Source organism: Streptomyces sp. NBC_01474 (genome assembly GCF_035918215.1).
GTDB lineage: Bacteria > Actinomycetota > Actinomycetes > Streptomycetales > Streptomycetaceae > Streptomyces > Streptomyces aureus.
This window is the reverse complement of sequence record NZ_CP109449.1, coordinates 1985217-1998162: the sequence shown is the minus strand read 5'-3', so window position 1 is coordinate 1998162 and position 12946 is coordinate 1985217. Positions and strand designations below refer to the sequence as shown.

Sequence of the window (12946 nt, the reverse complement as noted above, 5' to 3'; positions counted from 1 at the left end):
TGTGTACCTCGGTCCTCGTCGGGGCCAAGGACTACTGCGACTACCGCTGCGAGTGATCGGACGGGCGCGTGCGATCCGAATTCGGCACAGTGGCCCTGCCTGCCTGTACCGCAGCGGACTTGGGCTTGCTCACGCGCGGAGCGGACGAGGTCTCGAGCCGACCTGAGCCGAACGGCGAAACCGCAGAGTCGGTCTGGACTCCCAATACCGACGTCGCTCGCCTCGGCCGATCTTCGCTGCTCGACATCGGCCTCTGCCTGGCACAGAGCGTTCCGACAACCGGCCACGTCGATCCCGTCCAAGTAGGCGGCCCAATCCGACACTGAGGACAGCACGCTCTCACACGGCCATGTGCGGCCATGCGGGGTGTTCTGTGCGTTCCCTCGTTCTGCGGGTCAGCCCAGTGCGTCAATGGCCTTCACGAGTTGGTCCAGAAGCACCCGCCGGGGCTTGCGCAGATCTTGGACGCTCAGTCGACCGAGAGCGGCGTGTGGGAGCCGGCCGCCGATGCTCGCGCGCCGACGGGTTGCGCGACCATTCGGGTACGCCGCGCATAGGCCAGGTACAGCACCGTCGCCACCAGCAGGCCGACGATCCAGGAGATGTCGGCGCCGCCCAGGTAGTCGACCAGCGGCCCGGTGTAGAGGCTGCTGCTGATGAAGGGGATCTGCGCCGCAATGGCGACCAGGTAGACAACGACGGCCGGCCAGTTCACCAAGCCGTACTCGCCCCGAGGCCGGAAGAGCTCGCCGACGTCGTAGTGGCCGCGCCGTACGACGTAGTAGTCGGCGAGGTTGATGGCGGTCCACGGCACCAGCAGGTACAGCAGGAACAACGTGATGTTCTCGACGGTGCTCAGGATGTGGCCGCTTGCCATCAAAGTGGCTGCGATCGTGAGCGCGGCGCTCACCACGATGAAGACGGCGCGCACCAGCGGCGTCGCGGAGCCATGGCCCTTGGCCGAGAAGGCGCTGATCGCGGTGAGGTACATACCGTAGTAGCCGTACACGCCGGCAGGGACGATACCGATGACGATGGCGAGCAGGATGGCCGAGCTCAGCCCCGGGATCTGCTGGCTGAGCATGCCGATGGCGTCGTCGCCCACCGCCTCGGCACTGATCGTGGCGGCGAACGCGCCGAGGATCATCACCCACGAGGAGCCGAGTGCCGAGCCGGCGTAGGTCCACAGGAACGTGGTCCGCGACGGGGTGTCCTCGGGGAGGTAGCGAGAGTAGTCCGAGACGTACGGCGCCCAGGTCAGCTGCCACGAGACGAAGATCGATATGACGAGCAGGACGGTGCCGAACGACGGAGCCGGGCCGCTCGGCAGGTGCTCCGGCAAGTGACCGGCCAACGCGATCGTGAGGGCGAGGAACAGCAGCCCCGAGACCACGCTGACCACCCGGGTCGACAGGTGGATGACCTTGTACCCGACGATCGCGATGACCGCCGGGACCGCGCCCTGGATGATCACCGACCAACTGAACGAGATGTGGGCCCAGTTCGCGAAGGCCTGCCCGGTGATGACGCCACCCTCGATACCGAATCCCATGTACATGCACAGGACGATCACGACCGGCAGCAGGGTGCCGAGGAATCCGAACTGCGCACGGCTCTGGATCATTTGCGGCACGCCCAGACGGGGACCCTGGATCGAGTGGTAGGCCATGAACACGGCACCGACGAGGTTGCCGATCAGGATGGTGGCGACCGCCCAGGGAAGGTCGAGTCCGAGGGTGACCGCCAGGACGCCGGTGACGAACGCGGTGATCTGAACGTTGCTGGAGAACCAGACCGTGAACAGGTGCCACGGCTTGCCGTGGCGCTCCTCGGGCGGGACGTAGTCGATCGAGTGCTGCTCTATCGACTCGCCGTGTGATCGGTTGCGGTCCATCTCATGCCTCCTGCCGGGTCAAGGCGGCCGCACGGGCGATGGCGCCCAGCGCGTCCAGGTGAGCGGGTGTGTCGGCGACCGGCTGGTCGGTGGCGGAGAACTTCGCGATGACGACGTCGCTCTGCGGGTCGAGCCAGAGGTACTGGCCGAAGATGCCGACCCCGTAGAAGGACCCGTGATCGTCGCCCGGGATCCACCACTGGTTCTTGTAGGTGCCACCCGCCGCCGCGTCGGACTCGGCCGTGGTCGCGAAGAGCCCCCCGCGACGCGTCCGCGCGATCCAGTCAGCCGGCACCACGGGTGTGCCCTCACGCCACCCGTCGTCGAGAACCAGGCGCCCGAATCGCGCGAGATCGCGCAGTCGCATCCCCATCCCGGCACACGCATAGGGCGTTCCGTGGTCGTCGACCGTGACGAAGGCGTCGTCCTCGGCGCCGATCCACGACCACAGATGTCGCCGCATCAGCTCGCCGTAGCCCGCGCCGCCGGCGCGTTCGAGCACCCACGCGAGGACGTCGGTGGTCCCCGAGCAGTACTGGAAGTCGGCGCCGTGCCGGCCGGCGCCGCGCAACTGGGCCAGGAACGGCCGGGTGCCGACCACGTCCTCGGGCCGGCGCGGCCGCCATCCGGCAGCGCGGTCGCCCGCGTGAACCTCGGCGGTGGGCTCCAGGTACGACATGTCGTAGTGCGGCGCCGCGGTCATGTCGAGCAGCTGCCCCACGGTGGCACCGGCGTAGGAACCCGCCGCCAGCTCCGGGACGTACGTCGGAACGGTCGCCTCGAGGTCGAGCAGGCCGGCGCCGGCCAGCACCCCGGCCAGCATGCCGGCGAACGACTTCGAGATGGACATCACGATGTGGTGAGACGCGGAGGTGAACTCACCGAAGTAGCGCTCTGCGAGGATCGTGTCGCCGCGCAGCACGAGGATGCCGTCGGTGTGCGTGCGAGCGAGGAACTCCTGTGCGCTGATGGGCCTCCCTAGGGGGCCCGGCACGGTCAGAAGGTCCCAGTCCAAGGGCTGACTCGCGGGCACCAGCATGCGTGCCGGCGCCTCACCGCGAGCGATGGTCGTGCAGGGGACCACGTCCTCGACCCGGTGCAGACCGAGTCGGTGGTGAGGTGGGGTGAGCCAGTTGCCGGACGAGATGTCTGGGGAAGTCATGGAGGAGATGGTGATCCCGGTCACCTACTCCTGTCCAAGACCTAACTACTACCCATCATCATGCCGTTTCGGCATGATGAGGCATGGAGCTACGACACCTGCGGTGCTTTCTGACTGTCGCGCAACTCGGTACCGTCACGGCCGCCGCCGACCAACTGCACATCGCTCAACCCGCGGTGTCCCGCCAGATCCAGCGCCTGGAGCGCGACCTCGGCGTCACGCTCTTCCGCCGCAACGGCCATCGGCTGTCCCTCACGGACGCCGGCCGCCACACGCTCGACCTGGCACACGACCTACTCACCCGAGCCGACCGGCTGACGACGGTCGCGGGACAGCTGGCCGACGGACAACTGACCCGCATCACCTGCGTGGCCGCCCCCACCACACTGGACTACGTCCTCGCTCCATTCGTCGCCACCCTCAACGACGACGACCCATTCATCGCCGTCGTCTCGGTCCTCGGCGACGAGGTACACGAAGCGGTCGCCGCCGGACACGACTTCGGCATCGCCGCGAACATGCCCCCCGCGGGCGGCCTTGCCTGGCAACACCTCACCCGCGTGCCGCTCCACGCCTACGTCAACCCGAGCCACCCCTGGGCCCGCGACACCAGCGTCACACTGGACGAGCTGATAGAGCAGCCCCTCCTCCTTCCGGGCCGAACGGACCCGACACGCACCGTTCTCGACGCAGCCGTCACCGCCGCCCGACTCCGGTATCAACGCCACACCGAGGTCCCATGGGAACAAATGCGCCACGCCCTGGCGGCAGGGCGGCGTGGCGTCGCGATCGGGACCGAGTTGCCGCGATTCGATACTCGTCCCCTGCTCGTCCTCGACACCGACGGCGCTCCCGTCCAGCTCCCCATCCACGCATGCTGGAGCCCCGACCACTACGCGGCCGCCGCACTCGAGCAGTTGGCCACGCGACTGGGCACCTTTGCCGAGCAGGTCGTCCGCCCCGAGGCCGAAGCGATCTGAGGCACAGGGCCGGGTGAGCGGCCAGAACTGAGGCAAGCACGGTCTGGCCCGGCCGGTGGCGTAGTTGAGGGGCGGTTTCGATCCACCGCTCGCCGGAGAGGGCCGCGGGAGCACCCGGGTGCGTCGTCCGGCCGCCGGACGTAAGGACCGGGACAAGTTCATCTCCGCCGAAGAACAAGCAGAACGCCGTGAAGGCGGTGGTTGTCACGGACTCTGGCGGGCGCCTGCTGTTCTGCAGGCCCGGCCGCCTGCCAGCTGCGCTGACACTACTCACGCCCGGAAGTTGGCCCTGGTCACCTGGCGACGCGGCCAGTTGGACGCCTGGAGGGGAACCGAGGCGCTCATTGGCGGCGAGCCCATCTGAGCGTGGCGGTCTGCGCGTTGCGGCTGTCAACGCTGTGAGGATCGGCCGGGGCAGCGGCTGAGTGGGTGGGAACTCTCCTATTACCTTCCGAAGGGAACGACTGCCGGCTTTTAGGGCAGAGTGCGGGCACTTCGGAGAGTCTGTCGTCGCTGATTCCACCCGTCGATCGCGGACTGCACCGGCGGTCCTCTAGGCCGAACGCGGACGGCGGGAGTGCTCAAGTGCTGCCATGCGGGTGCCTCACCCGGCCCATTCGATGCGCACGGGTTCGCGCGCCGACGCCAGCGCCCCGTCGAAGTCGGCCAAGCGCTGTGCCAGGGTTGCCGTGGCCATGCGCTCAGGCAGCGCTGCGGAGAACTTGAGGCCGCGCACGGCGCGTGGATCGACCAGGGCAGGGTGAGGGAGTCCGGCGTGCGGCGTGGGCTGTCTGCCAGTTCGTGGGGGAGAGGTCTGGGCGAGTATCGCGTCGGCCCGGTGGCCGGCCCAGGACCACCAGCGGACCGCGTCGGCGTCACGCACCAGGAGGCTTCCCGCAGGATGCACCTTGTAGGGGACCGCTCGAGCGGAGGGCAGCGCGGGCCGACTTCGCCCGGCGGGTTAGGCGTTGAGACGGTCGACCGGCGGTGTCCGCGCGTCTGAGGACGAGGCAAACTTCGACTCGATGAAACGGCCCATGCAGGATTGTCGGCCCGCTCCGGGTTATGGCGTGGAGTGCCGCTGCGGAGAGCGGAGTACGAGCAAGGTGATCTCGCTGGGGGCGAAGATACGGAACGGCGGGCCCCAGAAACCGGTGCCGCGGCTGGTGTAGAGAAGGGTGCGGTTGCCGTGGCGGCTGAGGCCGGCGAGGGCGGGCTGGTCGATGCGGACGAGGTGGTGGAAGGGCCAGATCTGGCCGCCGTGGGTGTGCCCGGAGAGCTGGAGATCGACTCCGCCTGCTGCGGCCCGGTCGACGAACTTGGGCTGGTGGGCCAAGAGCAGGACGGGCAGGTCGGGGTCGGCGCCGTCCAGGGCTCCGGCGAGGTGAGCGCGGTGGCCGGCCAGGCCGGAGGACTCGGCGGTGACGTCATCCACGCCGGCGACCACGAGGGTGTCACCGCCGCTTTCGAGCAGCAGATGACGGTTGCGCAGCGGCTCCCAGCCCAGCTCGTCCATCAGGTCGACCCAGCCCTGGGCCTCGCTGTAGTACTCGTGGTTTCCGGTGACGTAGACCCGGGCCCGAGTGGCTCGTACGGTGCCGAGCGGGGCGGCCTGGGCGCGGCGGCGTTCGGCCGTGCCGTCCGCGATGTCCCCGGTGTGGCAGACCAGATCGGCCTCCAGAGTGTTCACCGTCGCACAGACCCGCGCCGACCAGCGGGCGCGGTCGAGCGGGCCGTAGTGGGTGTCGGTTATGAGGACGACGCGGGTGCCGTCCAACCCGGCTCCCAGGCGCGGGAGTTGTACGTCGAGCCGGCGCACCCGTGGCACCCGGCGGGCCTCGGCGTACCCCCAGGCGAGCAGCACGGCGGCTACGCCGAGGACCGCCCAAGTGACGATCCGGGCCCGACTCTGACCATCGCCTACGCCGGCCACAGTCAGGGCCAGGCGCAGCAGGACGCCGAGCAGGACGGACCAGGTGAACAGAACCCAGCTGGCCCCAAGGAGGGAGTCTCCGACGATCGCCGCCCAGTCCTGCTGCCGCCGGCCGTGGCCGCGCCCCATCGCGAGCGGCATACCGATCAGACCGAGGACGAACAGGGCGGTGCCGCCCAGCGCCACGGGGAGCGGCCAGTGCTGGCCGGCGTGCAGCAGCACCCAGCAGGGCACGGCCCACAGCAGGATGGGGGCGATCAAAGGGATGTAGCGCATCAGGCGGCGCAGTCGGCTCTGCTGGGGCGCGTGCGCCACACCGTCCGCGGATCGGGCTTCGCTGGTGTCGGTCACGCTTCCCCTTCTCAAGCAACGAGACTGTCGAAACGCGCACTGTATCCGGTCGTCCTGTGGGACGTCTTGCCGGGCATTGATGCCAATTCCATCGGCAACGTGCGCGACGGGGCGACCGGCCCGGACTCGATCGATCAGGAGTCGTTGGTCGTGCACCGTCAGTCGGGTATGGGGGGCCGGTCCCGCGAGACTCCCGCCCGTGCCGTCGCCGACCACCTGGCCATCGAGCCCGTGCACTTCGCATCTCACCCGAGGGCACGGGTGGACGGGTCGTCGTCTTGCCACCCGTGGTGACGGTCGCTAGGTGTCCTTCCGCATTCCAGGTAAGGCCTTGAGCGGAGCCGTCAGCGCCACAGAACGCGCGACCGCACCTCACGGGCGACCCTCTGCCTGAACTCGTCGAGCTCAGCCAGCTCGGGCCGGACCAATTTCACACCGAACGGTGTCAGTGGCAGGAAACAGCTGGCCCCGGGCGCCCGCCGAAGGCCCGGCCGACGCCGGGGCGGCGAAAAGGTTGGTGTGCGGGGCTGGCGGAACCGGGTAACGTCTTTGTCATGTTCTTCCAGACGCCGATTTACGAGTGAGCGTGATGGGCCCCTGCTGACGTCCTTCGACGTCGCCGCCCGTCCCCCTACCGATGAATCCGTAGATCACTTCACATCATTACCGGGAGAACCCGTGACCGTGAGCAAGAACATCAACAACCCCGTGGGCATGGGCGGCGGCCAGCGCAAGAAGCTGTCCCGCACCGAACGGCAAAACAACGGTCCGCACCGCAACCTCGACCGCCAGGGTGCAGCCGACCAGAAGGCGGAGCTGGTGCGCAAGATGCGCGAGAAGGCAGGCGCTGCTGAGGGCGCCGGGCACGCGGGCGACGACACCGCACAGAGCTGACGCACCGCCGCAGCAGGGCAGCACTGAACGGAGCAGGGCCCGGACCGCGACGCGCGGTCCGGGCCCTGCTGCCGTACCGGGTGCGGCCGGCCCCGATCAGCTCTCGGCCGACCACCCGCGTCTCAGTCGACCACCCCGGGCAGCCGCAGATTCAGCAGCCCCGTTACCGCCACCACCCCCGAGCTGCACCAGGAGCGTCACCACCAGCGCGTTCCCCGTGCCCAGCCCGGGCGAGACCGCAGTTATGGGTTGCCCCGTAACTGATCTTCGAACCGGTGCGGGCGAGGCCGGTTGCTGATCCGCCCGTTCGTCTATCCGGTCCGCGACGCCAACGGTTTCCGCAACCCCGGCAACCAGCGCTTACGCACCCGCTGCGCGACCACCCGTTGAGCCCGTGGACACCTCCATGCCCGCTAATTTCGTTGAGCCCGCACCCTGCAATCGTGTTGGCTGGCGGCACCGAACTGTCAGCACCGCAGGTGTCCGCTTGGCTGTAGCAGGGAGTTAAACGTGCAGGACATTGTTGTCGACCCGGTTGCCCACAATCGGGCAGCCTGGGACAAGTGTGTCCAAGAGGGCAACGAGTGGTCGAGGCCGGTGAGTGCTGAGGATGTCGAGCGCGCCCGCGTGGGCGACTGGTCGATTGTTCTCATCGGGCGTGAGCCAGTCGACCGCTCCTGGCTGCCGACGGACCTGACCGGCAAGGACGTGTTGTGCCTGGCCTCCGGCGGTGGCCAGCAGGGTCCGATCCTCGCCGCCGCAGGGGCGCGGGTCACCGTATTCGACAACTCACCCCGCCAGCTCGGCCAGGACCAAATGGTGGCGGCGCGCGACGGACTCGAGCTGCGCACCGTCCTGGGTGACATGCGCGACCTCAGCGCCTTCGGCGACGCAACATTCGACGTCGTATTCCATCCGGTCTCTAACCTGTTCGTACCGGACTTGGCAGCGGTGTGGCGTGAGTGCTTCCGCGTCCTGCGACCGGGCGGAACTCTGCTCGTGGGCTTCCTCAACCCTGATGTGTACTTGTTCGACCACGAGGCGCTCGACGAGCGCGGCGAGCTGATCGTCGTGCACAAGCTGCCCTACAGCGATGTCACGCAGTACTCCGCCGAGGAACGCGCCACGAAGTTCGGCGCGGATGCCCCTCTTGAATACAGCCACACCCTCACCGACCAGATCGGCGGGCAACTCGCCGCGGGGTTCGTCCTCACCGGCTTCGCGGAAGCGCCGCACCAATCCAACGCATCCGCTCAATACATGTCGAACTATTTTGCGACGCTGGCGGTCAAGCCGAGCTGACCCAGCCGTGGGGCCGGCCGAGACGGCCGTGTCTCCGAATGGCCAAGTGGAGCGCTGTGCCAGCCCGCCCCCACTAACTTCGCTGAGCCGTCTTCATGCGGGCGAAGACGTGCTCGACGCGGGCCCGGACCTGCTTGTGGGACTTGTTGTGCACCTGATTCCAGGTGGGTAACTCCTCGCCATTGCGGCGCCTGTGGGGCCATGACAAGGCCGGTGCACGGGTAGCCGCCGTCAGCGATCGTCATGGTGTTGCCGACGGCGGCCTTGGCTCCGGATTCTTCCCATGCTTTGCAGTCGTTGCGGTTGCCGGGAGGGGGGCACCCGACCACGACGATCAGGCGGGTGTCGACGTCGATGACAACCTGGTGGTTGGTGGAGTACCAGCAATTCTTCGACCGTGTGGTCGCGGGTGGGCATCAGGGTGCCGTCCACGATGAGCACGGTGTCTTTGCGGAACCTCTTGCGGGGCGGATCCTCCTCACCGCGCGAGGCCGTTCATGATCGCGGATTCAGTGCCCCTCCGTGGCCCTGGCACCGAAAGTGATCCAGAACCAAGATTCAGCCGCCGCCGACACCCGGCTCGCCGCCATCGCGAAGGCGCTCGGTTACCACGACAAGACAGCCACACGGCTGGTCACCGAAGCAGGCGGAACCTGGAGCCGATACGCCCCTGGCGGCCATGAAAGGCGCAGATGACTGACAATGCCGGGATGACCCGACCCAGAATCCGTGTCGCCGCATACGTGATCCGGAACCGCGCCGTCCCCGAAGTTCTGGTGTTCGACCACATCGGTGTGCCCGAGGCCGGCACCCAAGTCCCCGCGGGAGGAGTCAAATCAGGCGAAGGACTGGAAGAGTCAGTCCTTCGAGAGGTCGCCGAGGAGACGGGTCTGCTGACAGCCACGGTGGTCCGGCAGATCGCCGTGGAGGACAAGCCCCATCCCGACACAGGTCAGCCACGACGAACCAGCTTCTTCTTCCTCCAGGCATCAGCAGAAACCCCCGATGCGTGGGACCACCACGTCAACGGCGACGGAGACGACGCTGGCCTCACCTTCACCTGCCGGTTCCTCCCCCTTCCCTTGAAGCAACCACTGGCCGACGATCAAGACGCATGGCTGGGCCACATCGATCCGCGCTGGACGACCGTGACCGGCGACAGTCAGTAATCAGAAACCGGCCCCATCCAATGAATACGCAACACCTCAACATACGAACTCACCAGCTCAGCTTGATCTTTAACATCGGGTGTCACCCGACCTGCTGATCTGCGGTTCTTCCCGGGACAGCCGAGGCGGCCCCTCACATCTTGGAGCTGCCGGTCAAGCAGACGGCGGCGAGCACCCCTCACTCCACCCCGAAGTCGCCCGCGAGGCCGACCCAGCCTCGCGGTGAGGTGGGCGACGGCGGGTAGTCGTCGACGGCCATGGAGTTGTAGAGGCGTGCGCTCTTGGTGGTGAGGCGGAGGAGGGCGCGGCTGGGCCCCGCGGGCAGGGCGCAGATCAGGCGGGCGCCCTGAGCCAGCCCCCGCACCCCGAGGTGTGAGGTGGGGATCAGAGTCCTCGCCGCGCTGAGCGCGGCCGCGCGACTGCCAGGCACGTGCTCCGCCATCGCGCGCTCGTAGGCGGGGAAGGCGCGCTCGTGGTCACCGCCCGCCCGTGCCAGCTCCCCGGCGAGGATGTACGCGCCGACGACGGCCAGGCTGGTGCTGCCGCCGACGGCCGGTCCGGGGCAGTAGCCCGCGTCGCCGACGAGCGTCACCCTCCCCCGTGACCAGGTGTCCATACGGAGCTGGGTGATCGAGTCGAAGTAGAACGCCGGGGTGCGGCCGAGCTCGTCCAACCAGCGGTCCACGTCAGGGTGCATGCCGTCGAACGCAGCGCGCAGCAGCTCCTTCTGCCGGGGCACGTCGTGGTGGTGATAGTCGAGCTCGCGCTCGCTCCGGAACAGGAACAAGGCCGCGCGTCGCCGAGGTGCCGCGCACCGTACGTGCCGACAGTGCGGCCGACGCCGACGTGGATGAGGAGTTCGCTGTCGAGCCCCGAGAGGTTCGGCCAGGTCAGCACTCCGAGGTAAGCCCCGATGAAGGCGCTGAAGCGGGACTCGTCGCCGAAGGTGAGGCGGCGCACGTTGGAGTGCAGCCCGTCCGCGCCGACGACGAGGTCGAAGCGGCGCGGCGCGGCGTTCTCGAACCGCACCTCGCCGTCGGGTGAGATCGCGGTGATGGAGTCGCCGAAGATGTACTCGACGTCGTCGCGCGCGGCGTCGTAGTAGATCTCGCTCAGGTCGTCGCGCATGATCTCGACATGCCGGTCGGAGGTGGCATTGAAGATCTTGGAGAGGTCTACCCGGACGGGACGCCGTGCCCTCTCCTGGTGGACAGTCATCCGGTTGGTGCCGGTAGCCCGCTCCTCGATGCGCGGGAGCACGCCCATCTTCTCCGAGATGTTCATCGCGGGCCGGAACAGGTCGACCGTGTGGCCGCCGGTCTTGCGCAGAGTCGGCGCGCGCTCCACGACGGTGACGCAGAAGCCGTGTCTAACGAGCCAGTACGCCAGCACCGGACCGGCGATGCTTGCGCCGGAGACGAGAATCCGCATGGCACGCCTCCTTGTCATTCAGTCCACCCGAACGGTGTGGATCGTGGTGAAGGCCAGCAGGGGGGTGGCGGTCCGCGGGGGATCCTCGAGTATGGGTGAGTGTCCGAGACTGGGCAGCAACTCGACTTTCGCGCCCGGAACGACGCGGTAGTCGGCGGCGGATGAGGATCGCCACCTGCGGTCTTCCTCGCCGAAGATCACCAGTAGCGGCTTGCCGAGGGCAGTCAGTCGGTCCGGGAGCGCCCGCTGCTCCAGGTAGTCGCGGGTGGCCTGCATTGTTCTGGTGAGCGTGTGGTGGGTCATACAGCGCACCTCGTCCAGGAGCTCTTCTGGGATCTGGTAGCCCGCTCGGCTGAAACCGGTGCTCGCGAACCGGCGGATCTGCTCGTCGGTCGGCGGCCACTGCGAGAGTCCGACTGCGGCGGACTGCGGTGCGATGAAGGCGTCCAGGCTGGGTCCGGTGTTGATGAGCACGAGCGCGGTCACCAGGTCGGGCCGCTGTTCGGCGAGGGCGGTGGCGACCACGCCGCCGCTGGAGTGACCGACGACCACGGCGTGCTCGACATCGAGGCGGTCCAGTGCCACGCCGGCCCGGCGTGCCTGGTCCGGGAGCGCGTAGCTGCGGTCGGCCGGTTTGGCCGACCGGCCGTGCCCGAGCAGGTCGATCCGGATGACGCGGTGAGACCCGGTCAGCAGCGGAACCATCGGATTCCACGAACGGGTCGAGGACACGGACCCGTGGATGAGCAGGAGTGCGGGGGCGTCGTGGGGGCCGTCCTGGCACACGTGGATGTCGCCGTCGTCCAGCGACAGGGTCGAACTCTCGGTGGCCTCGGCGCCGTCATTAACGTGTGATCCGCCGTCAGAAACAGTCATGAGCCCACTGTCTCCGGCGGCACCCACCGGCGGATTGGATAAATGTTCCCCTCGCCGGCTCACGTAGCATCGGACGGTGCGGACTTTCATGCACGGTGCGGCTGTGTGGGACGTCGCATGCCCGCAGCGGCCCAGCCAGGTGGCCGGTCTCACCATGGCCGGGTTCCGTGTCCGTGACCTGGACGCGCTCCGGATGGTCCCGCACCCGGCCGTGACCCTGCTCCTGGAGTTCGGCGCCGGTTCGCCCGTCGTTGACTGTGCCTCCGGGCAGCAGCAACGGGGAAGCGTCGTCGCCGGGCCCGGGCTCGGGTCCGGCGGCGCCGTCCGGGCGCGAGGAGAGAACGTCGAGTGTGTGCAGATACGCCTGTCTCCGGTGATCGCACGCGCGGTTCTGGGCGCCTCCCCAGCCGACCTCGACGGCGCCGTCGTGGCCTTGGGCGACCTGTGGGGCCGGGAGGCGTCCCGGATCCGCGAGCGACTCGGCGATCTCTCGTCGTGGCAGGATCGCTTCGCGTTGACGGACGCGCTGCTCGCCCGCCGGCATGAGGCGGGGCCGCCGGTGGACCCGGAGGTGGCCTGGGCCTGGCACCGGATCGTCAGCAGCCGTGGCCTGACCCGGGTCGACGGACTCGCCGCCGAGGTCGGGTGGAGCCGTAAGCGGCTGTGGTCCCGGTTCCGGTCGCAGCTCGGCCTGCCGCCCAAGCGCGCCGTGAGACTGGTCCGCTTCGACCATGCCGCCCACCGCCTGGTCGCGGGTGAGGGCGCGGCCCGGGTTGCGGCCGACACCGGCTACGCCGACCAGTCCCACCTGCATCGGGACGTCATGGCGTTCACTGGGGCGACCCCCGCGACCGTTGCCGGCGAGCCGTTTCTCGCCGTTGACGACGTCGCATGGCCCAGCCGCGGAACAACCGCCATGCCTCACGTCTCCAGGCCTCGACAACCGGGGTGATG

Annotated in this window: 12 protein-coding genes and 1 pseudogene; 5 read left to right on the top strand and 8 right to left on the bottom strand. The window is 68.5% G+C overall.

Annotated features, from left to right (window positions below; translation table 11 throughout):
- Nucleotides 1-469 precede the first annotated feature (469 nt).
- Complete coding sequence (locus OG758_RS09540) at nt 470-1894, bottom strand: purine-cytosine permease family protein (protein WP_326709584.1); 1425 nt, start codon at nt 1892-1894, stop codon at nt 470-472.
- A 1-nt stretch (nt 1895) separates the two neighbouring features.
- Complete coding sequence (locus OG758_RS09535; RefSeq protein ID WP_326709583.1) at nt 1896-3056, bottom strand: serine hydrolase domain-containing protein; 1161 nt, start codon at nt 3054-3056, stop codon at nt 1896-1898.
- Between the two features lie 83 nt (nt 3057-3139).
- Between OG758_RS09535 and OG758_RS09530 the strand changes: the two genes are divergently transcribed.
- A complete protein-coding gene (locus tag OG758_RS09530) occupies nt 3140-4036 on the top strand; it encodes a LysR family transcriptional regulator (RefSeq protein ID WP_326709582.1) in 897 nt (298 codons plus the stop codon).
- Nucleotides 4037-4640: 604 nt separating this feature from the next.
- Here OG758_RS09530 and OG758_RS09525 read toward each other — a convergent pair.
- Together OG758_RS09525 and OG758_RS09520 are read right to left on the bottom strand one after the other, a co-directional pair.
- Complete coding sequence (locus OG758_RS09525; protein WP_326709581.1) at nt 4641-4919, bottom strand: hypothetical protein; 279 nt, start codon at nt 4917-4919, stop codon at nt 4641-4643.
- Between the two features lie 180 nt (nt 4920-5099).
- On the bottom strand, nt 5100-6320 hold the full coding sequence (locus OG758_RS09520; RefSeq protein ID WP_326715858.1) for a metallophosphoesterase: 1221 nt from the start codon (nt 6318-6320) through the stop codon (nt 5100-5102).
- Between the two features lie 678 nt (nt 6321-6998).
- Between OG758_RS09520 and OG758_RS09515 the strand changes: the two genes are divergently transcribed.
- Nucleotides 6999-7214, top strand: coding sequence for a DUF6243 family protein (locus OG758_RS09515; protein WP_326709580.1), 216 nt, complete (start codon nt 6999-7001; stop codon nt 7212-7214).
- 510 nt (nt 7215-7724) lie between these two features.
- The gene (locus OG758_RS09510; protein ID WP_326709579.1) at nt 7725-8516 is read left to right on the top strand and encodes a class I SAM-dependent methyltransferase; all 792 of its coding nucleotides are present in this window, start codon (nt 7725-7727) and stop codon (nt 8514-8516) included.
- 88 nt (nt 8517-8604) lie between these two features.
- Here OG758_RS09510 and OG758_RS09505 read toward each other — a convergent pair.
- Nucleotides 8605-8984 (bottom strand): annotated as a pseudogene (locus tag OG758_RS09505) (transposase); the annotation flags it as partial.
- Nucleotides 8985-9226: 242 nt separating this feature from the next.
- Between OG758_RS09505 and OG758_RS09500 the strand changes: the two are divergent.
- Nucleotides 9227-9685 (top strand): NUDIX hydrolase, encoded by a 459-nt coding sequence (locus tag OG758_RS09500; RefSeq protein WP_326715857.1) that lies wholly within the window; start codon nt 9227-9229, stop codon nt 9683-9685.
- Between the two features lie 178 nt (nt 9686-9863).
- On the opposite strand, the gene OG758_RS09495 is transcribed toward OG758_RS09500, so the two are convergent.
- Genes OG758_RS09495 through OG758_RS09485 form a run of 3 tightly spaced genes read right to left on the bottom strand, consistent with a single transcriptional unit; the run spans nt 9864 to nt 11992 of the window.
- Entirely contained in the window at nt 9864-10301 is a 438-nt protein-coding gene (locus OG758_RS09495) for a hypothetical protein (protein ID WP_326709578.1), read from the bottom strand.
- Entirely contained in the window at nt 10274-11116 is an 843-nt protein-coding gene (locus OG758_RS09490) for an FAD-dependent monooxygenase (RefSeq protein WP_326709577.1), read from the bottom strand. Before OG758_RS09490 ends, OG758_RS09495 begins: the two co-directional genes overlap by 28 nt.
- 18 nt (nt 11117-11134) lie before the next feature.
- Entirely contained in the window at nt 11135-11992 is an 858-nt protein-coding gene (locus OG758_RS09485; RefSeq protein WP_326709576.1) for an alpha/beta fold hydrolase, read from the bottom strand.
- A 76-nt stretch (nt 11993-12068) separates the two neighbouring features.
- Between OG758_RS09485 and OG758_RS09480 the strand changes: the two genes are divergently transcribed.
- On the top strand, nt 12069-12944 hold the full coding sequence (locus OG758_RS09480; RefSeq protein WP_326709575.1) for an AraC family transcriptional regulator: 876 nt from the start codon (nt 12069-12071) through the stop codon (nt 12942-12944).
- Nucleotides 12945-12946 lie beyond the last annotated feature (2 nt).

Excerpts from the sequence above, each read along its gene's own strand:
- OG758_RS09540 (WP_326709584.1), bottom strand. The coding sequence starts at position 1,894 with ATGGACCGCAACCGATCACACGGCGAGTCGATAGAGCAGCACTCGATC.
- OG758_RS09535 (WP_326709583.1), bottom strand. The coding sequence starts at position 3,056 with ATGACTTCCCCAGACATCTCGTCCGGCAACTGGCTCACCCCACCTCAC.
- OG758_RS09530 (WP_326709582.1), top strand. The coding sequence starts at position 3,140 with ATGGAGCTACGACACCTGCGGTGCTTTCTGACTGTCGCGCAACTCGGT.
- OG758_RS09500 (WP_326715857.1), top strand. The coding sequence starts at position 9,227 with ATGACCCGACCCAGAATCCGTGTCGCCGCATACGTGATCCGGAACCGC.
- OG758_RS09495 (WP_326709578.1), bottom strand. The coding sequence starts at position 10,301 with ATGGACACCTGGTCACGGGGGAGGGTGACGCTCGTCGGCGACGCGGGC.
- OG758_RS09490 (WP_326709577.1), bottom strand. The coding sequence starts at position 11,116 with ATGCGGATTCTCGTCTCCGGCGCAAGCATCGCCGGTCCGGTGCTGGCG.
- OG758_RS09485 (WP_326709576.1), bottom strand. The coding sequence starts at position 11,992 with ATGACTGTTTCTGACGGCGGATCACACGTTAATGACGGCGCCGAGGCC.